Here is a 24,601-nt window from a genome sequence, read left to right as displayed (position 1 = left end):
TCCGGATAAGGATCTTTATCGCAGTGTCATCTATTGGCCGACAACTGCCCTCCAATCTTCACCCCCACAGCACCGGCTTATTCACCATCAAGTAATAAGTCCCCGCCATGGCAATAAACGCCGGGTAGCCCAGCGCCTCCCAGCGCAACTGGTAATGCTGATACAGGCGCGGCAGGGGTTGATTTTGGGTATGGGCAGCCGCTGCGATGGCGGCCATGCGAATCTGTAGCCACACCACAGGCAGCCAGCAGATTCCGGCCAGCACATACAGCCCCAGCGACAGCGCCAGCCAGGGCGTGGTGAGTGGCCAGCCCGCCATATGGGCCATGGCAATGCCGGTGATGGGCTGGATAAAGATGCAAGGCGTGGTGAACCACCAGTCCGCGCGCACCACCAGGCGGCTGACCACGGCCTGCGCTGGTACCGAGCCGCTGCGGTTAGCAAAGAACATATAAAAAGCCGACCCCAGCCCGGTGCCCACCAGCAGCACGCTGGAGAGGATATGGGTCATCTTGAGCAGCAGATAGGTATTCATGATTCACGCTCGCTGAATGAGGAAGTATTGACCTGCAGCAAGAACCACAGCATGGCGGCAATGGGCAGGTTTTTGAGCAGCGGCCCCAGCGGGTGCAGCCACAGCGCGGGCTGCAGCACGGTGCCCACCACGGTCATGGCGCACATCAGCACCAGCGCTGCCAGATAGCTGGCGCGGGCCGGGCGCAGCAGCAGGGCGATGCCAATGAGCAAATCGGCCAGCAGGCCTGACCAGATCAGCAATGCTTGCCACTGCGTGCTGGAAATTCCACCATCGGCCAGCAGGCGTGCGCCTTCATGGTTCAGACCCGAGAGACCGAAATAGTCCAGCGCGCTGACCAGTGCAGTGCCCAGCCAGATGATGACCAAGCTGAAATGCATGGCGCGCAGCGCGCCGGTGTTGCGAGGGGTGTCAGGCATGCCGGCTGCCCCAGTTTGGCAAGGTGTTCAGCATCTGGCTGATATCCACCGGCTCGCGCCCCAGCAGGGTGGCCAGGGTTTGCGGGTCGGTGATGTTGTCGTTTTCCAGCAGCGCAGCGGCTTCGCTGCACCAGGGCATCCAGGGCAGCCGGTCACCCAGCCTGGCGCTGGCGCTGCTGACCCAGTCAGGAAGCAGGCGAACTTTGGCCGGGCCGTATTGCATCTGCATGCGCAGGCTGGCGATAAAGCGTTCGATGGAAACGGGTTGGGGGCCGCCGATTTCGACCACGCCGCTGGGCGTGTCAGAGATCGCCATTTTTGCCAGGACCTCCGCCAGATCACGCACCGCCACAGGCTGGATATGGGCGCTGCGCATGACGGCAGGCAATGGCAGCAGGGGCAGGTTGGCCAGCATCAAAAACAGCTTGCTGCTGGCACCACCAGCGCCAAAGATGATGCTGGGGCGCACCACCACGGGGTTGAGCTGGCCCAGTTGTCCCAGTGCCAGCAGGTAGTCATCGGCCGCGCGCTTGGTGGTGGCATACAGGGTGTCACCCTTGTCCACGCCCAGCGCCGAAACCTGCACCACACGCTGGATGCCTGCCTGCGTGCAGGCATCGAACAGCGCAGCGGGGGCTTTCATGTGCAGGGTTTGCAAGTCCTGATCGGGCCGGTCGCGCAAGGCGCCGACGGCATTGATGACGGCGCCGATACCTTGCAAATGCTCAAGCCATGGCTCGGGGGTGATGCATTGGCCAAAGTCCAGTGCAGGGCTGGAGTGGCGGCTGCGCACCACGGGGTCGTGCCCCAACTGGGTGAGGGCGCTGACGATGTGTTTGCCCAGAAAGCCGGTGCCGCCGCAGATCAGAACGCGCATGAAATCCTCCTTTTTCTGCTTCAGCAGAAATTTCAGAACAACGGTTTCAGGCTTTGTCGCCGTCTTTGCCTGTGCCTCTCACAAACCTTTGCACGCTGGCGCCCAGGCGCAAAATTTTGTCCAGAGTGGCGGGCGACAGGCGCAGCATCTCGTCGGTCCACACGCCCATGGAATCCATCAGGCGCAAGGTCTCGTGCACGCGGTCTTGCGTGTCAGGTGTTTCCTGCTCGAACTCGGGCTGGGCAATCAGCTCGCGCAGCAGGGCGCTGGTGGGGTCGAATTCACGCTGCTTGCGCTCTCGCACAATGGTGCGCAGCAGCTCCCACACATCGGCCGAGGTTTCGAAATACTCGCGCCGATCACCGCTTTTGCGGCTGACTCGAACCAGGTTCCAGTTCAGCAGCTCTTTGAGGCTGTTGCTGACGTTGGAGCGTGCCGCGCCCAGGGTGTCGCAGATTTCATCGGCGTTGAGCGGGCGGCCATGGAAGAACAGCAGGGCGTGGATTTGTGCCACGGTGCGGTTCACGCCCCAGGCATTGCCCATGTCTCCCCAGTGGTGCACAAAACGTTCGGCGATAGGACTCAGTTGCATGCTGGGCAGTTTGATGCAGGTTGAAATTTCTGTAAATACAGAAATTTCAGAGAGTGTGCCCGCTGATAGCTATCAGATATTCCTGAATTGATAGCTGTAACCGTATGCTTTTTAAGCGGTTAGCTCTTATTTCTTTGAAAAATGAAATTTCCTGAAAACAGGTGTTTGAAGCTCTGCCCATAGAATGGGAGGCACAAAAGGGCGCAATGCCCTGTTCAGGAAGGGAGACTTTATGACTGCTGCATCCGCATTGCGCGCCACATTGCTGCTGTCGGCCTGCGCGCTGGCTCAGGCTGCTTCGGCGGCCTGCTACTTTGTCTACTCGCCCAGCAACGAGCTGATTTATCGCTCCAATCGCTCTCCCGTCGATCTGTCTTTGCCTTTGCATCTGACGGTGCCCAAGCTCTCGCCCGGCGCAACCATGCAGTTCACGCTGGATGAGTACAACTGCGCAACCGAGGTCAATCTGATCGCCGAGCGCGCCATGCTGGCCCAGGCCCGCAACAGCCGCGAGCGCCGCCTGCGTGAAGATTCTCGCTTCTGATTGCATAGCTGAAAGCGCTTGATAGATCAGCACTTGGCGCTGTTTTGAGTGTGTTTTTTGATGCGGCTTGCCGGTGCAGGCTGCAGCTTTTTGCCGTGGTCGGCTCTCGGGTATGGGGCAGCCTGAGACAATCGGGGCACCATGAGTGAATCCCGCGACAACAAAATTCCCGACAATCTGCCCGAAGTCCCGTCTGATGCCCCGGCGCTGCCCGAGGGCTGGCTGGAAGTGCTGTCCATGGATATGGACGCTCAGGGCGTGGCCCGCAAGCCCGATGGCAAGGTGGTCTTCATCGACGGCGCACTGACTGGCGAAATCGTCAGCGCCAACACCCATCGCAAGAAAAACAACTGGGAAGCAGCCACGCTGACCCAGATTCACCGCGAGTCATCGCAGCGTGTGACGCCCGGTTGCCCCAATTTTGGCCTGCATGTGGGCGCCTGCGGTGGCTGCAAGATGCAGCATCTGCACGTGGCGGCCCAGGTGGCCATCAAGCAGCGCGTGCTGGAAGACAACCTCTGGCATCTGGGCAAGGTCAAGCCCGAGACCCTGCTGCGTCCCATCGAAGGCCCGGCCTGGGGCTACCGTTATCGCTCGCGCCTGTCGGTGCGCTATGTGATCAAGAAGGGCAAGGCGCTGGTGGGCTTTCACGAGCGCAAGAGCCGCTACATCGCCGACATGGAGACCTGCAAGATTTTGCCTCCCCATGTGGACGCCATGCTGATGCCCATGCGCGCACTGATTGCCAGCATGGATGCACGCGAAACTTGCCCGCAGATCGAAGTGGCCTGCGGCGACCATGTGACAGCCCTGGTGCTGCGCCATCTGGAGCCGCTGTCTGACGCCGACAAGCAGCGCCTGCGCGACTTTGCCGCTGAGCACGATGTGCAGTGGTGGCTGCAGCCCAAGGGGCCGGACACCGTGCACCTGATGGAAGAGGGCGGCACGCAACTGTCTTATGGTCTGCCAGACTTTGGCATCACCATGCCCTTCAAGCCGACTGACTTCACACAGGTCAACCCGCATATCAACCGTGTGCTGGTCACACGCTCGCTGCGCCTGCTGGATGCGAAAAAAGACGAGCGTGTGATTGACTGGTTCTGCGGTCTGGGCAACTTCACCCTGCCCATTGCCACCATGGCGCGTGAGGTGTTGGGCATTGAAGGCTCGGAAACGCTGGTCAAGCGCTCGCACGAGAACTACGCCAGCAACGATGCCAGCCGTCGTGACGACGACAAGCTGGCTCCGACGAGCTTTGTGGCGCGCAATCTGTTCGAGATGACGCCTGCCATGCTGATTGCCGACGGCAATGCCGACAAGTGGCTGGTCGATCCTCCCCGCGAAGGTGCGTTTGCGCTGGCCAAGGCCATGGCCGATATTCACCAGATTCGCACGGGTGGCAAGCAGACCGGTGTGGCCACGGAAGAGCAGCCCGACCTGCTGCCACCGCTGCCCGAAGGCCAGGAAAGCTGGAACTTCCCCAAGCGCATTGTCTATGTGAGCTGCAACCCCGCCACGCTGGCACGCGATGCCGGTTTGCTGGTGCATCAGGCAGGCTACCGCTGCGTGGCCGCCGGTGTGGTCAATATGTTCCCGCACACGGCCCACGTGGAGTCCATGGCTGTGTTCGAGCGCGATTGATAGCGCTCTGATCGGCAAAAACGAAGCCCAGCTTTCACGCTGGGCTTTTTTGTGCCTGATCTATGCGCGGCTTCAAAGGGCGGTTGCCTCCATCACCAGCGCAGGAACAGCACCACCAGCCCTGCAAGGCAGATACACAGGCCCAGCGCAGTGCGGGTGCGCAGGCCGGGCTTGGGGTCGCTGCGCAGGGATTCAACATGGGTATTCATCAGGCAATTTCTTTCGGGTTCACTCCGGGGTGGTAGGGGCTTTCTTCCAGCCCGCTGTGTAGTTGCACCACGTGCAGGGCATTGCTGGATGCATCCAGCAGCACGCAGGGCTTGCCGGTGCGCTTGCAATGGTCCTGTACACGCCAGAACGCGCCATCGCTGATGCAGCCGGTCTGGCAAATCACCAGATCTGCTGCCTGCAGGCTGTTTTCCAGCAGTTGTTGCGCTTGCTGCTCATCACCCAGCGCATGGGGCTGCATGGCGTGGCTGCGCAGCAGGGGCGAGGGCTGCAGCGCCTGTGCCGGCGGCGCGCTCTGCCAGGCGATCAGCTGCTGCATGACCAGGGTCTGGCGTAGCTCTCGCTCCCAGGCCAGGGCGCTGTCGCGTGCAATCAACTGAGCGCGGCTGCGAATCAGTTGCTGGCTCAGTGTCTCAACTTGCCTGGTCAGTGACTGGATTTGGGCGCTGCAGCGCTGCTGAACTTCGCAATAGCTCAGCATCAGGGCCAGGTGCTCCTGGCGCAGTTGCTCAATTTCATCAGCGGTCACGGCATATCCCTTCAGAACTAGGCAGAGTAGGGAGACGGTCTCCGGCGTCTTGCGTGTTCCGAAGGATATTTTAATTGAGAATCATTATCAATAAAGAACCTGAGGATTGCGCGTGTATTGGAGAGCGGCCCGGCAAAGAAAAAGGCCGCAGTTGGTGGCTGCGGCCTTGGGGTGCATGGTGCGAAAGCTTGCTTAGCTGCGATTGCGGCTGGCGCTGCTGCTATCTGTTTCGGAGCTATTGCGCTTTTCAGGGGCGTTCTGGCCCAGCACGGACGGCACGCCTTCAATCTTGTTGCTGCGCATGTATTCGTCCATATCCTTCCAGCCCGCAAACACCAGAGCCTTGGAAGCCTTGGGGTTCAGTGTGTAGCAGTCCTCCAGGCCGCGCATGGCATGGCGGCAGGCGCCGCCAATGGCTTTGGCTTCAGAGTCTCGCGCCACGGCTCTCGGGTCTGGCCCCAGGCCGGGAATATCTTCAATCTTGCAGCCTGCCAGCACTAGCGGCAGCAGGGCCATGGCAAGTACACGGGGAAGGTGGTTTGGCTTCATCTTGATTGGGTATCGGCAACTGCAGCCTGAAATTTAGCCCGGACTCATAAAAAAGGAGTGCACGCGGCACTCCTTTCTGGCTTGGGAGGGAAAATCGCTTAGTCGCGGTCGCCGCCCATGATGCCCAGCAGGGACAGCAGGCTCTGGAACACGTTGAACAGGTCCAGGTACAGCGACAGGGTGGCGCTGATGTAGTTGGTCTCGCCGCCATCGATGATCTGCTTGAGGTCATACAGCATGTAGGCCGAGAAGATGCCGATAGCCAGCATGGAAATGGCCATCATGCCTGCGGTGGAGCCCACGAAGACATTGATGATGGCGCCCACCATCAGCACCAGAGCGCCGACGAACAGGAACTTGCCCATGCCCGACAGGTCACGCTTGATGACGGTGGCCAGCATGGCCATCACAAAGAACACGCCTGCCGTGCCGGCAAAGGCGGTCATGATCAGCTGGGTGCCGTTGGAGAAGCCCAGAATCATGCCGATCAGGCGCGAGAGCATCAGGCCCATGAAGAAGGTGAAGGCCAGCAGCACAGGCACGCCTGCGGCGCTGTTCTTGGTCTTCTCGATGGCGTACATGAAGCCGAATGCGCCGACCATGAACACGATCAGACCCACACCGCCACGCAGCGATGCAGTGATGCCGGTAGCCACGCCAATCCAAGCGCCCAGCACGGTGGGGATCAGGCTGAGTGCCAGCAGCCAGTACGTGTTGCGCAAAACACGGTTGCGCTCTTGCTGCGAGACACCGTAGCCCGCAGAGCCCAGTGTGGTGACTTGTTCGTTCATGTAGCCATTCCTCCTTCAGGAATTGTGTGTGGAAACATTGTCATTCTAGGTGGGGGTGTTTGCCATGCATTGCAATACCCCGGCGGAAACAAGCAGTTTTAGGATGAAATGTTTTGCACATGACATCTACTTTTGCCTTCTAAGTACAGAATATCCTCTCTACATTGAAAATCCAACGGAGCCTTGTACCTGTATGAAGACCAAGCACGAACTCGAACTGGCCGATGTGAAAGCCATTGCTGCAGCTGCTGAAGCCGAAGCGCTGAAGAACAACTGGCCCGTGACGATTTCCATCGTGGACGACGGCGGCCACCTGCTGCTGCTGCAACGCATGGATGGCGCAGCCCCTATTTCCTCGCACATCGCCCCTGCCAAGGCGCGCTCTGCTGCTGTGGGCCGCAAGGACACCAAGGCCTTTGAAGACATGATCAACAACGGCCGCACTGCTTTCCTGAGCGCGCCTTTTGTGGACGGTCTGCTCGAAGGTGGCGTGGCCATCGTCAAGGACGGCCAGGTGCTGGGCGCCGTGGGCGTGTCTGGCGTGAAGGCCAACGAAGATGCGCAGGTTGCCAAGGCTGGCATTGCGGCTCTGGGCCTGTAACGGAGGCTTTGTCCCGTGGCTGATGCTGCGGGGCCCAAAACAAAACCCCTGCACGCGCAAGCGGCAGGGGTTTTGTTTTGGCTGTAGCGATGTGGAAAAAACGCGTGGCTACTGGCAGGCGTGAACACAAGAGAGGGCTTGTGCTCTACAGCCGCTGTGGCTGGCGAATAACGACACTTGCGGTGTCGCCCCACGATGAAACGGTACGGTTTGTCTGGTGGATGGGCGCTTTTACTTGGTCAGGATGAGCTTGCCCAGCTTGGTGGCCTGCAGGCGGTAGGGCGTGCCGTTGTGCACGATGGTCACGGCCTTCTGGCCATTGAGCAGTTGGGCGCTGTCCAGACCTGCATGGCTGCTCAAACCTGCTGAGGAGGGGTTTGCTGCGGCCGTGGACGGTGCGCTATGGCTGTGGAGCTGAGAGGTCGCAACGTGCGGTGCAGACATGCCGGGAATTCCTTGATTTCAAAAACTGGTGTAATGATAACAATTCTCAATTGAAATGCAAGTGATACTTAGTCTCATTTGAAGAAAAAGGCTATTTATTTTCAGGATGGAATCGCTGTGCTGGCGGCAAGCCTTCATCTGCAGTGGATACCGGCCATTGCGCTGCTTGCAAATGCATAGCGGCTAGCGCTTATTCATCAAGGAGTAGAGGCAGTTTTTATTAAATTTTCCCCATGAAAAACGGCCCTCAAAGGGGCCGTTCGGGGAAGCTACGAGATAGTGGCTTGAGAGCGCAGTGGCTTTGGTGGCTTATTTGGCCGGGTCGGTCACAAAGCCAATCTTCTTGACGCCTGCACGCTGGGCAGCTGCCATGGCCTGGGCCACGCGTTCGTAGCGCACTTCCTTGTCGCCACGAATGTGCAGATCGGGCTGGGGCTCCTTGGCGGCCTCGGCCGTTAGATTGCTCTCCAGTTGATCGTCGCTGACTTCCTGGCCGTTCCAGGAGTATTTGCCATCAGCCGTGATGCCCAGTTGCACCGTGGCAGGCTTGGTGTCCTCGGGCTGATTCGTGGCGCGGGGCAGGTCCACGTTGACCGAGTGTTTCATCACGGGCACGGTGATGATGAAGATGATGAGCAGCACCAGCATGACGTCCACCAGAGGCGTCATATTGATCTCGTTCATCACCTCATCGCTGTCCCCATCGTCCATGGTTCCGAATGACATGGCTTAGGCGCCTTTCTTCAGGGGCAGCACATTGCCCGAAGCCTGGCCGTCGATGGAGACGCGGGCGCCGGTCACGAAATAGGCGTGCACGTCGTGGGCAAAGCTGTTGAGCGCATTCAGGATGCCCTTGTTGCCGCGCACCAGAGCGTTGTAGCCCAGCACAGCAGGAATGGCCACAGCCAGACCCAGGGCGGTCATGATCAGCGCTTCGCCGATGGGGCCTGCCACTTTGTCGATGGAAGACTGGCCCGACATGCCGATAGCCACCAGTGCGTGATAGATGCCCCAGACCGTGCCAAACAGGCCGATGAAGGGAGCGGTGGAACCCACGGAGGCCAGAATGGCCAGACCAGATTGCAGGCGGGCGGTGAATTCGTTGATGCCGTTGCGCAGGCAGCGGGTCACCCAGTCGCTGATGTCCAGCGTGTCATGCAGGTGAGCGCTGGTCTTGCGGTGGTGGGCAGAGGCTTCACGGCCTTCCAGCACCATGAAGCGGAAGGGATTCTGCTTGTCGTCACCCAGTTTTTCCAGACCGCTGGCCAGATCTGGGCTGTGCCAGAAGTCCTGTGCGGTGTTGGCGTACTTTTTGAACTTGATGATGTCCATTGCCTTGATGGCAATGACCAGCCACGAGGCCACCGACATGACCAGCAAGATGATGGCCACGGCTTTGGTCACGAAGTCGCCCTGTGTCCAGACGTGGGCAATGCCGAATTGGGATTCCATGGGTACTCCTGAGAACTGCTGTTTTATTTGAGAACAAAGTTGATGGGGACAATGTGCCACATGGGCTCTGCCACGCCGTTGCGCTTGCCGGGAACGAATTTCCACTGGCGCACGGTTGCCATGGCGGCATCGTCAAGGCGGTCAAAACCGCTGGACTGTTTGATTTCGATTTTCTCGGGCAGGCCCTGCTCGCTGATATACACGCGCAGCAGCACTTTGCCCTGTTCGCCCATGCGCTTGCTGACCGAAGGGTAGGCGGGCGAAGGGTTGTTCAGATAGGCCGCATTGCTTGAAGGCTGCTCAATCTTGGGCGGCGCTGGAGGTGCGGGCGGGGCCGGAGGTGCGGGCGGGGCCGGAGGCGCTGGCGGTGCCGGTGGGGCGGGAGGAGCGGGCGGCGCCGGCGGAGTCTTGTCCGGCTTGCTTTCGCTGTCGTCCGTCGAGCCCTTGGGGGCGTTGGGCGCGGGTGTGGAATCCTTGATGGCCTTGGGTAGCGGAGCCTTTTTGGTCTCAGGCTTGGGCTGCGGCTTGGTCTGGGGTTTCGGGGCGGGTGCCGGTGGCTTGGGCGCCGGGGGAGGAGGGGGGGCTGGCGGCGCAGGTTCAGGCGCGGGTGGCGCAATGAATTCTGCAATCACGGTAGCGGGCACCACCACCTCGGGAGGGTGCTGCTGCGCCAGGCCATGCTGCATGGCCCAGAGAGCAGCCGCATGTGCAACAACTACAGCACCAGCTACTGCCACCGTGCGGCTTTTGCCGCTGGCAGGAGCAAATCGATCAGACTGGGACATAGGAACGGAGAAGGCAACCAGCGCAGGCTGGGGGCAGGATAAAAAGCGCTGGTTAACCGGCTAGGAAGACTGGGAACGCTGGCACAACACAATCAGTCACGCAATATCCACCAGGTACAAGCCATGACAAGAATCAGGCTGCCGAGCAGGGCTGAGAGAGCGAAGTAGTTGAGGTGGGCCATGCTTTGCTTTCACGAATGTTGGCGGCAAGCTGAACCGTCTGAACGGACGCACCTGCGTGCGACTCGTTGTGGATGGCGGCGATCGGATGGCTAGCACTGCACTGGGCGACCACATCGCGTGCGCAGCCTTCGCAGCGCCCGCATTGCATGGCAACACCCAGCTCGAACTGGATTTCGTCAAAGCTCATGCCCGCATGCGCGTGGCGTGCTATCTCTCGGTCAGAAACCCGGCGGCATACACAGACGATCATGGCTACAGGCAGTTGTTGCTGGCTATTGATTTGATAGACGGAGTATAAATGAGAATCCATCGCATTTGCAATGCATGCTGCACAATTACTTGCATCGCTGCTGTGGTTAAAGCCGATTTTTCCTTGAAAACGCTTATCTGACAAGCAGTTGCGGCTGGATGTCGGCCAGCGTGGCGCAGCCCGTCTGGGCCATGGCCAGCTCCAGTTCGGCGCGCAGCAGATACAGCATATGGGCGACACCCAGCATGCCTGCCACCGCCAGCGCATACATCTGCGGGCGGCCCACCATCACGGCGCTGGCCCCCAGGGCAATGGCCTTGAGTACATCCGTGCCCTGGCGCACGCCGCTGTCCATCAGCACGGGAACAGCTTCAGGCAATGCGGCGCGAATGGCGGGCAGCATTTCCAGCGGCGATACCGCGCCATCCAGCACACGCCCGCCGTGGTTGGAAACGACGATGGCGTCTGCCCCCAGATCCACGGCCCTTGCGGCAATCTGGGGCGAGAGCACGCCTTTGACGATCAGCGGCAGCCTGGTTTGAGCGCGCAGCCAGATCAGATCATCCCAGCTGGGTGCATGGCGGGCCAGATCCGTGCCAAACAGAATCTGCTCACTCATCAGGTCGGCGCTATGGCGCTGCTGCGGCATACCGCGCAGGTTCACCGCCTCCACGCCGGGTGGCAGCGGATAGCTGGAGCGCTTGATATGCGCATCCACCGTCCACATCAGCGCTGTGTAGCCCGCCGCCTCGGCGCGGCGCACCAGTTGCAGCGTGTACTCACGCGTGGCTTGCTGATACAGCTGAAACCACAGCGGTCCGCTGCGCCCCAGTTCCTGGCTGGCAGTCTGGGCGGTCTGGGCAATGTCCTCCAGCGAATGGCTGGACAAAGTGCTGACCACCATGCCAGTGCGCATGGCCATGGCCGCGCGGGCGGTGGCCAGTTCGCCCTCTGGGTGGGCCAGTTGCTGATAGGCCACTGGTGCCAGCAGCACCGGCCATTGCAACTGCTCGCTCAGCAAAGCTTGTCGGGTATGGGCATTCGACAGGTCGGCCAGCGCCTGCGGGCACAGGCGAATCTGATCGAAAGCGGCGCGGTTATGGGCCAGTGTCAGGTATTGGTCTGCACCGCTTTCAATATGCGCCCAGGCCCCAGCTTCCAAATGCTCGCGCGCCAGGCGGACGTAGTCGGCAAGACTGGTGATGCTGGCCGGGATGCTTTGCAAAGGCGGCTGCACCGGCATGCCAAGCGTATTAAGAGGTGTGGAATTCATTGCAGGTGCATTCAAAAAGCGAAGTCAATGTGTGGGCGCTGCATGCAAGCAGGCATGAGCCAACTCAGAGACGCCGAGCAAGAGCCGCCTCGCGGCGGGGCCGCCCAGGCGATGGCGTCGTCCCCCTCGGGGGGAAGCGGCGAAGCCGCTCAGAGGGCTAGGCCTCACTCCACATGCGCAAAAGATTGTGATAAGTGCCAGAGAGCGCCGCGACGCGGGGATGCTCGGGCTGCTCTGCAGTGAGTTCTTGAATGCTCTGGTCCAGATCAAACAGCAGGCGGCGCTGCTCGGCAGACTTGATGAGGCTATGCGTCCAGAAAAACGAGGCATAGCGCGTGCCTCGGGTGACGGGGTTCACGCGGTGCAGGCTGGTGCCGGGGTAGACGATGGCATCGCCCGCCGCCAGCTTTACGCTTTGCTGGCCAAAAGTATCTTCCACGATCAGCTCGCCGCCTTCGTATTCCTCGGGGTCGCTGAAAAAGACCGTGGTGGAGATATCAGAGCGCACCTTGATGGCCGTGCCCGGAATGTTGAAAAAAGCGTTGTCGATATGGTTGCCGTAGGTGCCACCGCCTTCATATCGGTTAAAGCGCGGGGGCAGTACCTTCAGCGGCAGCGCGGCAGACATGAACAGCGGGTTGCGGCCCAGCCGGTCCAGCAGTAAATCGCCAATTTGCTGACCGGTCTTGCTGTCCAGCGGCAGTTGCAGATTGCTTTTGACCTGCGCCGCGACATGGCCTGCCGTCGTGCGGCCATCCTGCCAGGCGGCAGATTCCAGCGCCTGGCGGCAGTGGCGGACTTCATCGGGGGTGAGCAGGGCGGGGATTCGCAGCAGCATGTGTGAGAGTGTTGTTGATGTTCTTTGGAGCGAGAGCGCAACAAGGATAAAGAATAAGAAAAAGCCCCGACGCAGTAACTGCGCGGGGCTTGATCCGCTACAAGCAAATGCTGTTTAGAAGCGTGCTTGCAGTGTGGCGATCACAGAGCGGCCATAGCCAGGCGTTGCATAGTGAGTGCTATAGGTGGAGGCGTAGTAGCCCTTGTTGGTCAGGTTTTGCACGTTGACTTGCAAAGCCAGGTTCGGTGTGAACTTGTAGCTGACCATTGCGTCGAAGCGCACATAACCAGGAATGGCGCGTGTGATCAGGTGGCCGTCGGTGGTGTAGCCATAGCCGCCCACAGCTTCGCTCTGAGCAAAGGCACCCAGGCCGATAGTGAGCTTGTTGTCTGGACGGTAGTTGGCCCACAGGCTCAGGTTGTGCTTTGGCGTGTTGGGGAAGGCCAGACCAGTACCCGCTGCAGGCTTGCCTGTAAGGGCACCAGAAGTCACCGTACCAATGTTGTTCTGCGTGCTATCCATATAGGTATAGCCAGCGAACACATCGATTTCCTTGGTCACACGACCGGTCAAGCCCAGTTCCAGACCATCGACAGTCTTTTTGCCCACCATGGAGGCGGTGTTGCCTGTGGGGTCAATGACGCGGGCGTTGGTGGTTTCGTTGCGGAAGATGGCTGCAGTCACGCCCAGCTTCTTGTCCAGCAGGTCCCACTTAGTGCCGAACTCGATGGAGCGAGTCTTTTCGGGCTTGAGCAGGTCAGCATTCTTGATGGGGGTACGGCCGCTGGTGGGGTCCAGGGTGGCATCGGCGCCTTGACCCAGACCTGCATTGGCAGGAGTGGACGAGGAGCCGATGTTGGCGTAGAGGCTGCCGTTAGGCTGAACCTTGTAGACCAGACCCAGCTGATAGTTCAGCAGATTGTCATTACGGCTGTATTCGGTACCGCCGGTGTTGACGACGCTGGTGCTGTAGTGATCAAAGCGCAGGCCGCCGTTCAAGATCCACTGGGGTGCCAGAGTGACGGTGTCAAATGCATACAGCGATGCGGTATCCGTCTTGTAGTTGGTCCACAGGTTGTTGCGCACCATGGAACCAGTCCAAGGGTCATTGCCGTTAGGGTTGGTCAGGCTGGTGCACATGTATGGCGAGCCACCTGCACCGCATTGGTTACTGTTGGCAATAGTCTTGCCGCTGGCATCAACCATGCTGTAGCTGTCAACCTTGGAGCGCTCTGTAGCCAGTTCCAGGCCCAGCGCATAGCTGTGCTTGACGCTGCCGGTTTCGGCCTTGCCGGTCAGCTCGGTGGCATTTTGCAGTGTGAAGGTCTTGCTGTAGCGCGAGTTGAAACGACGCCAGACCTTGTCGCTGGAGGTGTTGCCTTGGCTGTCATCAGGCTGGGTCCAGATGTAGTCCTGGGTCGAGCCGCTCCAGCGCAGCGTGTTGCGAATCTGGTTGGTGTCGCTGAACTTGTGGATATAAGTGGCGCTGACTTGGTCGCTGTCTTCTTTTTGCTTGTCGCGGGCCTTCAGGCCATACCAGTTATTGCGATTGCCGCCATTGGTGGGGCGCAGCGTGACATCGCTGGTCGAAGCAAGCGTCTTGGTCTTGTCGTAGTAGTAAGGGACGCCGGTTTCCGGCATGTTGTCGCTGCTCAGGTGCTGATAGCTCAAGGTCACCTGATCGGCCGTGCCCAGGCCAAATGTCACAGTGGGGGCAATACCCCAACGCTTGTTCTTGGGGCCATCGCGACCGGGGATATCTGCATCGTGGGCCATGGCGTTCAGGCGCACGGCGGTTGTTTCATTGATGACGCGGTTCAGGTCGATGGTGCCGCGCTTGTAGTCGGCATTGCCCAATGACAGGTCGGCGTTGAAGAAATTTTCTTTCTTGGCCGTCTTGGTTGTCATATTGATGGAGCCACCAGCGCCACCACGGCCACCGTAGGCGGAATCAGCGCCTTTGATGACTTCGACCGACTCAATATTGAACATCTCGCGCGAACCCGCTGCGATGTCGCGCACGCCGTCAACATAAATGCTGCCTTGCGAGTCGCTGCCGCGGATAAAGGGGCGATCGCCTGTGGGATTGCCGCCTTCACCAGAACCAAAAGTAATGCCAGGGCTCAAGCGCAGTGCATCGGTCAGTGTGACGCTGCCGGTTTGCTGGATGACTTCCTGAGGAATGACATTGACTGTCTTGGGGGTGTCAATCAGCGGTGCTGTGAACTTGCCTTGAGTGGCAACTTCTGCTTTGAGTGGGTTCTCTGCAGCAGCTTCCACATTCACAGTGGACAGCGTGGTTTCCTGCTGAGCCATCGCGCTGGCGCCGATCAGGCACAGGCCTGCGGCAATCACGATTTGCTTGAGCTCGCAGCGCAAGCCGTTGGAGTCGGTCGGAGTCAGTTGGTTGTTGGACATGCTTTGGGATGAAGAGTCGGTTTTTTGTAAAGCGAGGCGGATTCTAGGTGATATTGATAATAATTCTCGATACGATTATCAAAAAATGCGAGGTGGAGCTTGATTTGTTGCAGTGCGGCAACAAATGGCAACACTTGGGCTTGCTCTGGTTTGTGCCAAACGGGTGGGCTGGCTGTGTCCGGATCGGATGGACTTGATGAGCGTGTGTTTGTTTACGCTAGGTAAAGTAAATAGAAGTGATATGCATTTAGAATTTCGCGCAACTAGAATGCCGCCATGCTGTGCCAGCCTTTTTGAGGGTTTGGAGCAGTGCGCCAAGCGACCCGCCGGGGTCTGGTGGCCTTGCAATCCCTGAAAGTTCTGAATGACAGCGGCTTCCTCCAACGCGCCTCAGCGGGCGTACTGGCTTAAAAAACTGCATGAGTGGCACTGGATCAGCTCTGCCATCTGCCTGATTGGCATGCTGCTGTTTGCTGTCACAGGCTTCACGCTTAATCACGCGGGGCAGATTGAATCCAAGCCCAAGGTCGAGACGCGTGAAGCACAACTGCTTGAAGATTTATTGAAAAAACTGCAGCAAGCCCAGCAACAGAGTGCGCAAGCTGCTAGCAAAGCAGGAGTGGCTTTGCCTGCGGATGTAAATGGCTGGCTGGCCGAGCAGATCAAGGTCAGCGCCAAGGGCTTCGCGGTGGAGTGGAGCGAGGACGAGGCCTATGTGCCCATGCCGCGCCCCGGTGGTGATGCATGGCTGCGGGTGGATCTCAAGGAGGGCGCGGTGGAGTACGAGCGTACCGACCGGGGCTGGATCTCTTATCTGAACGACTTGCACAAGGGCCGCAACACAGGCGGTGCCTGGAGTCTGTTCTTGGACGTGTTTGCGATTGGCTGCCTGGTGTTCTGTATCACTGGGCTGCTGATTTTGAAGATGCATTCGCAGCGTCGCCCCATGACTTGGCCCATGGTGGGCCTGGGTTTTGTGCTGCCAGCAGTGCTGGTGTTGCTGCTGGTGCATTGAGATGACCCCCCTGAGTTGCTTCGCGCCTTCCCCCTTGAAGGGGGACGACAGCCTTGCTGCGGGGCGGCCCTTGCTGGCTGTCTCTTAGTTGAGCTGTGACCGTTTTGTGGGGTTGTTGGCTGAATTTTGTGAAGGAAGATAGATGGCGAAGCGGATTTTCAAGACCTCGGTGGCTTTGAGCGCCGTGGTGGGCCTGCCAGCAATCGCTGGCGGTCTGGATGTGACGGTAACAGTGCCCCAGTTGCAGGTGGCCGAGTATCACAAGCCCTATGTGGCCGTGTGGCTGGAGAAGGCCGATGGCGGCGTGGCGGCCAATCTGTCTGTCTGGTATGACGTGAAAAAGCACGATGCCGAAGGCACAAAGTGGCTCAAGGATATGCGCCAGTGGTGGCGCCGTACCGGCCGCGAGCTGAGCTTTCCCATTGATGGCGTGACCCAGCCCACCAAGCCTGCAGGAGCTCATGCCCTGTCGTTTGCCGAGGGCAAGAACCCGCTACCCAAGCTGGCCCCCGGCCAGTACAAGCTGATGGTGGAGGCTGCACGTGAAGTGGGCGGCCGCGAGCTGGTGAGCATTCCCTTTGAGTGGCCCGTCAAGTCTGCCACCAGCCTGAGCGCCAGTGGCAAGACGGAACTGGGCGTGATTAAGCTGAACGTCACCCCCTGAGCGGCTTTGCCGCTTCCCCCTCTCTCTACGCGTTGCGCACTAGGGAGGGGGGCGATGCCTTCGCCTGGGCGGCCCCGCCGCGAGACGGCTCTTGCTCGGCATCTCTGACGTTGGGTTGCGCCGGTTTTTAGCGTGTTGCAGATGGCGCAGCACCTTCCCTGTTTCGATTTGTCCCCTTTCTGTTTTCAAGGACCCGATATGAAGTTCCAAACTCGTGCTCTCGTTGCTGCAACTCTGGCGCTGGCCGCTCTGGGTGCGCAGGCCCATGACATCTGGTTCAAGCCTTCGAGCACCGTGCTGTCCAAGTCGGACTGGGTGACGGTGGATGCCGCCGTGTCCAACGATGTGTTCTTCTTCAACCACCGCCCTCTGGGTCTGGAAGCGGTCAAGGTGACTGCACCTGATGGCTCGGTGGTGGAAATGAAGAATGTGGCCAAGGGCGAGTTGCGCAGCGTTTTTGACTTCAAGCCCGAGCAGACGGGCACGCACCGCGTGACCATGCTGATGACTGGCGTGATGGGCAGCTACAAGGACGCCAAGGGCCAGCCCAAGCGCGTGCGTGGTTCGGTGGAGGAAGTTCTCAAGGAGATCCCCGCCGATGCCAAGGAAGTGAACGTGATCGAGAACCTGCGCCGCATGGAAACCTTTGTGTCGCTGGGCAAACCCTCGGCTCTGAGCGTGACTGGCAAGGGCCTGGAGCTCAAGCCCGTGACCCACCCCAACGATCTGGTGGCCAGCGAAGAGGCCACGTTTGACTTCCTGATCGACGGCAAGCCCGCTGCCGATCTGGAAATCGAACTGGTGGCGGACGGCATTCGCTACCGCGATGGCACGGACGCAATGAAGCTCAAGACCGATGCCAAGGGGCAGGTCAAGATCAAGTTCCCCCGCGCTGGCATGTTCTGGCTGAACACCGATGCCAAGGACAAGAAGACCACCATCTCCAAGGCAACCGAGCGCCGCCTGAGCTACACGGCCACTCTGGAAGTGCTGCCTTAATTCTCTGCGTGGTAATGACCGCTTGAGAGCTGCGCGCCCTGGGCAAATCCATGCCTTGGGCGCGTCGTTGTTTGGTGCGGCAGGCGTGCTATCAAAAATGCATCGCCAGCCGCTCTCAGGCCAAGACCGTATTCATGACTTCCTCCACCCCTCGCGTTCGCTTTGATGCCAGCCTGTGGCAGCTGCCACGGTCTGCCGCGTCTGATGGTGCGGCGCCCAGCACGGCTGTGAACTTCAGCAGCGCGCACTGGCAGCCTGCACGCATGCAGCAGCAAAGTGATGGCCGCATTCACCGCCTGAGCGGCACCACCATGGGCACGACCTGGTCGCTGCGGCTGGTCAACCCCGATTACCAGCCCATGGAGCCGGTGCAGGCGCTGGTGCAGCAGGTGCTGGATGCGGTCATTGCCCAGATGAGCAACTGGGAAGCAGATTCGGTCATTGGCCAGTTCAATGCATCAAAACCCGGTCAGGCCCATGTACTGCCTGCGGAGTTTGCTCATGTTCTGGAAGCGGCCCTGCACTGGGCCAGACTCTCTGGCTCAGCCATGGACCCTAGCATGGGCGCGCTGGTGTCGCTCTGGGGCTTTGGCCCGCGCCAGAGCCCCCTGCAGCCGCATGCAGCGCAGATTCCCGAAGCGCAGGACATTGCCCGTCTGCTGCAAACCAGCGGCTATCGCCATCTGCAGTGGAACGCTGCATCGCGCGAGCTGCTGCAACCCGGCGGGCTGGAGCTGGACCTGTGCGGCATTGCCAAAGGCTTTGCCGTGGACTGGGTGGTGCAAGGCCTGCAGGCCGAGGGCTGGCAGGGCGGCCTGTTTGAAATTGGCGGTGAACTGCGCAGCTGGGGCCGCAGGCCCGATGAAGGCCCGTGGCGGGTGCAGCTGGGCACGGGGGGGCAAGAGGCTGTCCCATTGGTGGTGAGCATGGAAGAGGGCAGCTTTGCCACCTCGGGCGACTGCTGGCACCAGTTTTCAGTCGGGGGGCAAAGCTATTCCCACACGCTGGACCCGCGTACCGGCTGGCCGGTACAGCACGATCTGGCCAGCGTCACCGTGTTTCATGAAGAGTGCATGCACGCCGATGCGCTGGCCACGGTGCTGACGGTGCTGGGGCCACAGCAAGGTATGGAATTTGCCCAGAAGCACGGCATTGCCGCCGTGCTGAGGGCGCACGGACAGGAACGCCAGGCGGTCAGTACACCGGCCTGGGTTCAACGATTTGGGGCATGACAGTGGAATGGATTTTGACGCCTGAGCGTATCTGGCCTGCTATGGGTTTGGTAGCTGCTTACGCAGGTATGTGCTGGGGTATCGGTCAGAAAGTACGTAAACAGCGATTGGCCGATGATGCCGAGGGTAATGTGGCGCTGGGTGATGCCAGTGCGCCAGCTGTTCTGGTGGCCTATGCCAGCCAGACCGGCCAGGCCGAGGCTCTGGCCCGCGCCACCGGCAAGATGCTCAGCGAGGGCGGCTTGCAAGTGCGCCTGCTGCCCGTGCAAAAGCTCAACGCCGAATTGCTGAGCCAATACCCGCAAAGCCTGTGGCTGCTGTCCACCACGGGCGAGGGCGATGCGCCCGACCCGGCGCTGGGCTTTGTGCAGGGGCTGATGGCCTCTGCCCCCAGTCTGCAAGGCCACCAGAGCCGCGTGCTGGCGCTGGGTGACCGTGAATATCAGCAGTTCTGCGCCTTTGGCCTTCAGGTGCATGAGTGGCTGCAGGCCTGCGGTGCGCATAGCGAAGTGGTCTGTGTTGACAATATGAACAGCCAGCACCTGCAGGACTGGCAGGCGCTGCTTGTGCAGATGCACCAAAGCCTGCTGGGCGATGCGGTGCAAACGCAGGCCTTGTCGCAGAACTGGCTGCAGGCCCCTGCCGCCGTGCCCATGGTGCTGAGCCAGCGCAAGCTGCTCAACCCCGGCAGCCAGGGCGGGGGGCTGTACTGGCTGGAATGGACGCCGCAGCCGGGGGCGCAAACTGGTGCGCAATCCGGTGCACCGTCCGGTGTGCTTCCCGACTGGCAGTCTGGTGATCTGGTGTCGCTGTGCGTGCCTGCGGACCCGGAACGGGCGCGCGACTACTCTATTGCCTCCACTCCTGCCGACGGTAGCCTGCAACTGCTGGTGCGCCTGAGTACGCGCGAAGACGGCTCGCCCGGCCTGGCATCTGACTGGCTGTGCCGTGGCATGGCCGTGGGCGATGTTTTGCCAATCACGGTGCGCGAACATGCGGGATTCCGGCTGCAGGAAAACGCACAGCGCCCCTTGATTCTGGTGGGCAATGGCTCGGGGCTGGCCGGTTTGCTCAGTCATATTCGCACCCGCGTTCAGCAAGGGCGTAGCGACCAATGGCTGCTGTTTGGCGAGCGCAGCCCGCAGCACGACGCGCTGTATGGCGATCAATTGCAAAGCTGGCTGGAGCAAGGCAGCCTGGCACGGCTGGATCAGGCCTGGTCGCGCCACGCCACGCAGCCGCAGTATGTGCAGGATTTGCTGCGCAATCAGGCCGACGAGGTGCGGCGCTGGGTGGCGCAAGGTGCGGCGATTTACGTCTGCGGCAGCCTGCAGGGCATGGGTCAGGGCGTACACCAGGCGCTGCAAGCCATTCTGGGCGAGGCAGCGCTGGATGCGCTGCAGACCAGCGGCCGCTATCGCCGCGACGTGTATTGAGGGGAATTCAGGGGGATGGAGGCGAAGCTTTGCTGAGCCTTCAGCTGCCAGCAGTCCTTTGCAACGCGTTCAATCCTCATCGGGCCCAGAGCCCGGAAACGAAAAAAGCTGGCAATGCCAGCTTTTTTCTTGTCTGCAAGCCGCAGCTTACTTGACGTGCTTGCCGATCAGGCCGGCCATCTCGAACATGGAGACTTGGGGCTTGCCGAAGACTTCCTTGAGCTTGGCATCAGCATTGATCATGCGCTTGTTGGCAGCGTCTTGCAGGTTGTTGGCCTTGATGTAGACCCACAGCTTGCTGATGATTTCAGTGCGAGGCAGGGGGTCCTTGCCGACCACGGCAGCCAGAGCGGCGCTGGGGGTCAGAGGCTTCATGAAGGCTGCGTTGGGAGTGCGCTTCTTAGCGGGAGCTGCTGCGGGTGCTGCAGCGGTTGCCTTCTTTGCAGTTGCCATATTGCTTATTCCTAATTGGTAGTGGACTTGTCACCAGCGAAAAACACCTGAAATCCACTGGCTGAACCTGATGCTAATGGCAAAAAAACGGTCTTCCAAGCTATAGACCGGTTTTTTTGCCTCGATTTGTTGCGCATGGGCCTTTGGAGGCCTGTTTTGCAGGGGTTTTCACTGGAGAGTGTTGTGAAAAAGTCGCTCTCTGTAGGTGGCTGCTGACGCCTTTGGGCTTGCGATGGGCTGCCAGCCCGTCAAGATGATGGTTTTTATCGCCAACGAAATGGAGAGATCGATGACGGAATCCCGACAAGCGCACTTCAGCACCTGTGACCTGTGCGATGCCCATATCAGCGATGACAGTGGCGACTTTCGTGTGCTGCCGCCTGTCTTTCGCAGCTTTGGCGGCCTGGCGCGTTTTGCTGGAGAGGTCAGCACGGTGCAATGTCTGGATGACAACAGCCTGGTACGCGCTGCGCTGGCCGAGGCAGGCCGGGGCCGCGTGCTGGTGGTGGATGGCGGTGGCTCGTTGCGCCGCGCGCTGGTGGGCGGCAATGTGGCGGCCTCTGCTGCGAACAATGGCTGGGCAGGGGTGCTGGTTTATGGCTGCGTGCGGGATGTGGCGGAGCTGAGTGCCACGCAGGTGGGCCTTTATGCGCTGGCGCTGAATCCCATGCCCACGGTCAAGCAGGGGCAGGGTCTGCGTGATGTGGCGGTGCAGATTGCTGGCGTGCCTGTGCGCAGCGGCGACTGGCTGTATGCCGATGAGGACGGTGTGGTTCTCAGCCGCCGCAATTTGCTGGTCTGATGGGTTGAGCTATCAATTTTGATAGCTGTCAGCGCTTATCCTGTAAGCGCTCTGGCCATGTTGCAATCAAAACGCTGGCCAGAGCGATGCCAAAGGCCAGCAATTGCATGCCGCTGATGCGCTCGCCCAAGGCCAGCATGCCCGTCAGCGCGGCGCTGATGGGCAGCAGCACGGTGAAGATGCCGGCCTGTGAGGCGGGCACAGTGCGCAGCCCCGTCATCCACAGCCAGACCGTCCACACACAGGCGGCCAGTGCATAGAACAGCAGCAGCCCCCACTGCGGCCCGCTGACCTGGGCAAAGTCAAACTGCCAGGCCAGATACAGGCCCGCAGGTGTGGAAAGGGCAAAGCCCCAGAGGTTGATCAGCGCCGTAATGCGCTTGGGGCTGACGCTGGCAGTGAGCTTTTTGCCGATCACGGCATATGAGGCCTCGCAAAGCACAGCGGCCACCAGCAGCAATTGCCCCAGCCAGGCCTGCGAGCCGGTGGCGCTGGCAGTGGCTTCTGCGGATTTATTCAGGGCGTTGAGGCTGATGCCCAGCACTGCCAAAAAGATAGCTGCCCACGTGCGTCTGCTCACGGCTTCACGCAGAAATAACCAGCTCATCACGGCGACGGCGGCGGGAATGGCCGCCATGGTCACACCGGCGGTGACGGCGCTGGTCAGCGTCACCCCGGTAATCATGCAGAGCGTAAAAAGAAAGTTGCCAAAAAACGACTCAAAAAACAGCAGCAGCCGGGTCTGGCGCGAAAGAGGGGGCTCATTGGCAGGGCGCCGCACCCAGCCCAGCATGGCAATGCCGCCAATGCCAAAGCGCAGCCAGGCCAGCAGCATGACCGGGAATATGGCGGCCAGCGGCTTGGATAGCGCCACATAGCTGCCCACCAGCGCCATGCTTAAACCCAGACAGAAATAGGCAACAGGGCGGCTTGTAGGGGTCATGACTGAAGGAACTGGACAAAGGCAGAGAGCTTGGGCACAAAGCATAGCGGCTGCCACCTGCTGTGCGGGTCTGTCACAGAACTGTTGCTGATATACGCCAGATTCTGGGCTTTGCTGCAGTGCAGCAGGGTTCGCGATGAAGGCGCATGGTGTGCCTGTCTTGTTGGCTGTTGTTTTTCTCGCAATTGATGGGGCGGCAAGTGGCCCAGTGCAGGGAATCAGCTGCTTTTCTCGTTCAGATGCACTAATTCATTGGAGGGTAGCGGTCATTGCAGCGCTTTGAAGCGCTGATTTTTCACTAGGCAAGATTTTGATTTCGCATTGCGAAAAATAGAAATGTTGCAGTGCCGCAATATTTCTCAATACGAGAAATTGGTTTTTGCATTGCGAAAATGAAAAATAAGTTGTTGTTTTTATTGGCGTAAATTTATAGTCTTTTATAAGACATAAGAGTAATTGAAGTCGATTGAGCGTCGTACAGTGGATCCCAAGGACGAACACCAACCCATCCCGTTTTAACCGCTAAGGAGTGCAACATGCCCCAATCTCTGAACCAGCAACTGAGCCGTGAACAGCAAATCGCCGCCCTCGAAAAGGACTGGGCACAAAACCCCCGTTGGAAGGGTGTGAAGCGTGGTTACTCCGCAGCCGACGTGGTTCGTCTGCGTGGCAGCCTGCAGCCTGAATACACGCTGGCTCAGCGCGGTGCAGAAAAACTGTGGGAAAAGATCAACGGCGATGCCAAGAAGGGCTATGTGAACGCCTTTGGTGCCATCTCCGCCGGTCAGGCCATGCAGCAGGCCAAGGCAGGTCTGGAAGCGGTGTACCTGTCGGGCTGGCAAGTGGCTGCCGACGGCAACACCAGCGAAACCATGTACCCCGACCAGTCGCTGTACGCCTATGACTCGGTGCCCACCATGGTGCGCCGCATCAACAACACCTTCAAGCGTGCCGACGAAATCCAGTGGAGCCGCGGTATCAACCCCGGCGACAAGGAATTCATCGACTACTTCCTGCCCATCGTGGCTGACGCTGAAGCCGGTTTCGGCGGCGTGCTCAACGCTTTCGAGCTGATGAAGAACATGATTACCGCAGGCGCTTCCGGCGTTCACTTTGAAGACCAGCTGGCTGCGGTGAAGAAGTGCGGTCACATGGGCGGCAAGGTGCTGGTGCCCACCCAGGAAGCCTGCGAAAAGCTGATTGCTGCGCGCTTTGCTGCTGACGTGATGGGCGTGCCCACCATTGTGCTGGCCCGTACCGATGCAGAAGCGGCCAACCTGATCACCAGCGACCACGACGCCAACGACAAGCCTTTCCTGACTGGCGAGCGCACCCAAGAAGGCTTCTACCGCGTCAAGAACGGTCTGGAGCAGTCCATCAGCCGTGGCGTGGCCTACGCTCCTTACGCTGATTTGGTGTGGTGCGAAACCGGGGTGCCTGATATCGGCTTTGCCCGTGAATTCGCCCAGGCTGTGCACGCCGCCTGCCCCGGCAAGCTGCTGAGCTACAACTGCTCGCCTTCCTTCAACTGGAAGAAAAACCTCAACGACAGCCAGATCGCTTCCTTCCAGGAAGACCTGTCGGCTCTGGGCTACAAGTTCCAGTTCATCACGCTGGCCGGTATTCACATCAACTGGTTCAACAGCTTCCAGTTCGCCCACGAGTACGCTCGCGGCGAAGGCATGAAGCACTATGTGAACATGGTGCAAGAGCCCGAATTCGCGGCTCGCGACAAGGGCTACACCTTTGTGTCGCACCAGCAGGAAGTGGGTGCCGGTTACTTCGACGACGTGACGACCGTGATTCAGGGTGGTTCGTCCAGCGTCAAGGCGCTGACTGGCTCCACGGAAGAGGAGCAATTCCACTGATCGTTGGTATCTCTGTCTAGGTAAGAAAAAAGTGGGTTATGCGCCCGGGGCGAAAGTCTCGGGCGCTTTTTTGTTTGCCGGGTTAAAATGGCAGAACTTCAATTCACAAGGGCGAGAAAGGCATCAACGGTTATGACACCGCGAACTACATCGGAGATGTATTTCAGCTGCTAAAGGCAGCTGGCGGTTCGCGCCTGCCCGAGATTTCTCGACCCCTTCATCAAAGCGCGGACTGGTTCC

Annotated in this window: 27 protein-coding genes; 10 read left to right on the top strand and 17 right to left on the bottom strand. The window is 59.8% G+C overall.

Translation table 11 applies throughout. The annotated features are described in order from the left end of the window. Positions 1-58 precede the first annotated feature (58 nt). Genes JDW18_RS13960 through JDW18_RS13945 form a run of 4 tightly spaced genes read right to left on the bottom strand, consistent with a single transcriptional unit; the run spans position 59 to position 2,423 of the window. Positions 59-535 carry a DUF2269 family protein gene (locus tag JDW18_RS13960; RefSeq protein WP_218240035.1) on the bottom strand — a complete coding sequence of 159 codons (477 nt, stop codon included), beginning with the start codon at positions 533-535 and terminating at the stop codon, positions 59-61. After that, on the bottom strand, positions 532-954 hold the full coding sequence (locus JDW18_RS13955) for a DoxX-like family protein (protein ID WP_218240034.1): 423 nt from the start codon (positions 952-954) through the stop codon (positions 532-534). The genes JDW18_RS13960 and JDW18_RS13955 overlap by 4 nt, the downstream gene beginning before the upstream one ends. After that, a complete protein-coding gene (locus tag JDW18_RS13950; RefSeq protein ID WP_218240033.1) occupies positions 947-1,831 on the bottom strand; it encodes an NAD-dependent epimerase/dehydratase family protein in 885 nt (294 codons plus the stop codon). The genes JDW18_RS13955 and JDW18_RS13950 overlap by 8 nt, the downstream gene beginning before the upstream one ends. A gap of 46 nt (positions 1,832-1,877) precedes the next feature. After that, the gene (locus JDW18_RS13945; protein ID WP_218240032.1) at positions 1,878-2,423 is read right to left on the bottom strand and encodes a GbsR/MarR family transcriptional regulator; all 546 of its coding nucleotides are present in this window, start codon (positions 2,421-2,423) and stop codon (positions 1,878-1,880) included. A 232-nt stretch (positions 2,424-2,655) separates the two neighbouring features. Between JDW18_RS13945 and JDW18_RS13940 the strand changes: the two genes are divergently transcribed. Together JDW18_RS13940 and rlmD are read left to right on the top strand one after the other, a co-directional pair. Next, positions 2,656-2,967 (top strand): hypothetical protein, encoded by a 312-nt coding sequence (locus JDW18_RS13940; RefSeq protein ID WP_218240031.1) that lies wholly within the window; start codon positions 2,656-2,658, stop codon positions 2,965-2,967. A 141-nt stretch (positions 2,968-3,108) separates the two neighbouring features. After that, positions 3,109-4,608, top strand: coding sequence for a 23S rRNA (uracil(1939)-C(5))-methyltransferase RlmD (rlmD, locus tag JDW18_RS13935; protein WP_218240030.1), 1,500 nt, complete (start codon positions 3,109-3,111; stop codon positions 4,606-4,608). Positions 4,609-4,816: 208 nt separating this feature from the next. Here rlmD and JDW18_RS13930 read toward each other — a convergent pair whose 3' ends face one another. The 3 genes from JDW18_RS13930 to JDW18_RS13920 all read right to left on the bottom strand — a co-directional run bounded on the left by JDW18_RS13930 (position 4,817) and on the right by JDW18_RS13920 (position 6,705). Then, positions 4,817-5,317, bottom strand: a complete 501-nt coding sequence (locus tag JDW18_RS13930; protein WP_218243908.1) for a DUF2325 domain-containing protein — start codon at positions 5,315-5,317, stop codon at positions 4,817-4,819. A 240-nt stretch (positions 5,318-5,557) separates the two neighbouring features. Next, a complete protein-coding gene (locus tag JDW18_RS13925; RefSeq protein ID WP_218240029.1) occupies positions 5,558-5,914 on the bottom strand; it encodes a hypothetical protein in 357 nt (118 codons plus the stop codon). A 98-nt stretch (positions 5,915-6,012) separates the two neighbouring features. Next, positions 6,013-6,705: a Bax inhibitor-1/YccA family protein gene (locus tag JDW18_RS13920; protein WP_218240028.1), complete on the bottom strand. Its 693-nt coding sequence runs from the start codon at positions 6,703-6,705 to the stop codon at positions 6,013-6,015. A gap of 193 nt (positions 6,706-6,898) precedes the next feature. Between JDW18_RS13920 and JDW18_RS13915 the strand changes: the two genes are divergently transcribed. Further along, the gene (locus JDW18_RS13915) at positions 6,899-7,306 is read left to right on the top strand and encodes a GlcG/HbpS family heme-binding protein (RefSeq protein WP_003053536.1); all 408 of its coding nucleotides are present in this window, start codon (positions 6,899-6,901) and stop codon (positions 7,304-7,306) included. 231 nt (positions 7,307-7,537) lie between these two features. On the opposite strand, the gene hemP is transcribed toward JDW18_RS13915, so the two are convergent. The 8 genes from hemP to JDW18_RS13875 form a co-directional block, all read right to left on the bottom strand. Then, the gene (gene hemP / locus JDW18_RS13910) at positions 7,538-7,750 is read right to left on the bottom strand and encodes a hemin uptake protein HemP (RefSeq protein WP_218240027.1); all 213 of its coding nucleotides are present in this window, start codon (positions 7,748-7,750) and stop codon (positions 7,538-7,540) included. 309 nt (positions 7,751-8,059) lie between these two features. After that, positions 8,060-8,476 (bottom strand): ExbD/TolR family protein, encoded by a 417-nt coding sequence (locus JDW18_RS13905; protein ID WP_218240026.1) that lies wholly within the window; start codon positions 8,474-8,476, stop codon positions 8,060-8,062. A 3-nt stretch (positions 8,477-8,479) separates the two neighbouring features. Beyond that, positions 8,480-9,202 (bottom strand): MotA/TolQ/ExbB proton channel family protein, encoded by a 723-nt coding sequence (locus JDW18_RS13900; RefSeq protein WP_218240025.1) that lies wholly within the window; start codon positions 9,200-9,202, stop codon positions 8,480-8,482. A gap of 23 nt (positions 9,203-9,225) precedes the next feature. Continuing rightward, the gene (locus JDW18_RS13895) at positions 9,226-9,987 is read right to left on the bottom strand and encodes an energy transducer TonB (RefSeq protein ID WP_218240024.1); all 762 of its coding nucleotides are present in this window, start codon (positions 9,985-9,987) and stop codon (positions 9,226-9,228) included. A 133-nt stretch (positions 9,988-10,120) separates the two neighbouring features. After that, entirely contained in the window at positions 10,121-10,420 is a 300-nt protein-coding gene (locus JDW18_RS13890) for a (2Fe-2S)-binding protein (protein WP_218243907.1), read from the bottom strand. A gap of 133 nt (positions 10,421-10,553) precedes the next feature. Further along, positions 10,554-11,693: an alpha-hydroxy acid oxidase gene (locus JDW18_RS13885; protein ID WP_218240023.1), complete on the bottom strand. Its 1,140-nt coding sequence runs from the start codon at positions 11,691-11,693 to the stop codon at positions 10,554-10,556. 157 nt (positions 11,694-11,850) lie between these two features. Next, positions 11,851-12,531: a Fe2+-dependent dioxygenase gene (locus JDW18_RS13880; RefSeq protein ID WP_218240022.1), complete on the bottom strand. Its 681-nt coding sequence runs from the start codon at positions 12,529-12,531 to the stop codon at positions 11,851-11,853. A gap of 114 nt (positions 12,532-12,645) precedes the next feature. Next, positions 12,646-14,949 carry a TonB-dependent receptor gene (locus tag JDW18_RS13875; protein ID WP_218240021.1) on the bottom strand — a complete coding sequence of 768 codons (2,304 nt, stop codon included), beginning with the start codon at positions 14,947-14,949 and terminating at the stop codon, positions 12,646-12,648. A 364-nt stretch (positions 14,950-15,313) separates the two neighbouring features. Here JDW18_RS13875 and JDW18_RS13870 point away from each other — a divergent pair, with 364 nt between their 5' ends. The 5 genes from JDW18_RS13870 (at position 15,314) to JDW18_RS13850 (ending at position 20,295) form a co-directional block, all read left to right on the top strand. Next, complete coding sequence (locus JDW18_RS13870) at positions 15,314-15,964, top strand: PepSY-associated TM helix domain-containing protein (protein WP_218240020.1); 651 nt, start codon at positions 15,314-15,316, stop codon at positions 15,962-15,964. 142 nt (positions 15,965-16,106) lie between these two features. Continuing rightward, positions 16,107-16,628 (top strand): DUF2271 domain-containing protein, encoded by a 522-nt coding sequence (locus JDW18_RS13865; RefSeq protein WP_218240019.1) that lies wholly within the window; start codon positions 16,107-16,109, stop codon positions 16,626-16,628. 198 nt (positions 16,629-16,826) lie between these two features. Next, the gene (locus JDW18_RS13860; protein WP_218240018.1) at positions 16,827-17,627 is read left to right on the top strand and encodes a DUF4198 domain-containing protein; all 801 of its coding nucleotides are present in this window, start codon (positions 16,827-16,829) and stop codon (positions 17,625-17,627) included. A gap of 134 nt (positions 17,628-17,761) precedes the next feature. Next, entirely contained in the window at positions 17,762-18,859 is a 1,098-nt protein-coding gene (locus JDW18_RS13855; protein WP_218240017.1) for an FAD:protein FMN transferase, read from the top strand. Further along, entirely contained in the window at positions 18,856-20,295 is a 1,440-nt protein-coding gene (locus JDW18_RS13850; protein ID WP_218240016.1) for a sulfite reductase subunit alpha, read from the top strand. Before JDW18_RS13855 ends, JDW18_RS13850 begins: the two co-directional genes overlap by 4 nt. 147 nt (positions 20,296-20,442) lie before the next feature. Here the strand turns inward: JDW18_RS13850 and JDW18_RS13845 are convergent, their stop codons facing one another. Continuing rightward, complete coding sequence (locus JDW18_RS13845) at positions 20,443-20,748, bottom strand: SWIB/MDM2 domain-containing protein (protein ID WP_218240015.1); 306 nt, start codon at positions 20,746-20,748, stop codon at positions 20,443-20,445. A 289-nt stretch (positions 20,749-21,037) separates the two neighbouring features. Between JDW18_RS13845 and rraA the strand changes: the two genes are divergently transcribed. After that, the gene (gene rraA, locus JDW18_RS13840; RefSeq protein WP_218240014.1) at positions 21,038-21,550 is read left to right on the top strand and encodes a ribonuclease E activity regulator RraA; all 513 of its coding nucleotides are present in this window, start codon (positions 21,038-21,040) and stop codon (positions 21,548-21,550) included. Between the two features lie 28 nt (positions 21,551-21,578). On the opposite strand, the gene JDW18_RS13835 is transcribed toward rraA, so the two are convergent. Beyond that, on the bottom strand, positions 21,579-22,493 hold the full coding sequence (locus JDW18_RS13835; protein ID WP_218240013.1) for a DMT family transporter: 915 nt from the start codon (positions 22,491-22,493) through the stop codon (positions 21,579-21,581). Between the two features lie 536 nt (positions 22,494-23,029). On the opposite strand from JDW18_RS13835, the gene aceA reads away from it, so the two are divergent. Next, complete coding sequence (aceA, locus tag JDW18_RS13830) at positions 23,030-24,361, top strand: isocitrate lyase (protein ID WP_218240012.1); 1,332 nt, start codon at positions 23,030-23,032, stop codon at positions 24,359-24,361. The last annotated feature ends 240 nt before the right edge of the window (positions 24,362-24,601 follow it).

Source organism: Comamonas fluminis (assembly GCF_019186805.1).
In the GTDB taxonomy this organism is placed as follows: domain Bacteria; phylum Pseudomonadota; class Gammaproteobacteria; order Burkholderiales; family Burkholderiaceae_C; genus Comamonas; species Comamonas fluminis.
This window is presented reverse-complemented; position numbering and strand designations above follow the sequence as displayed.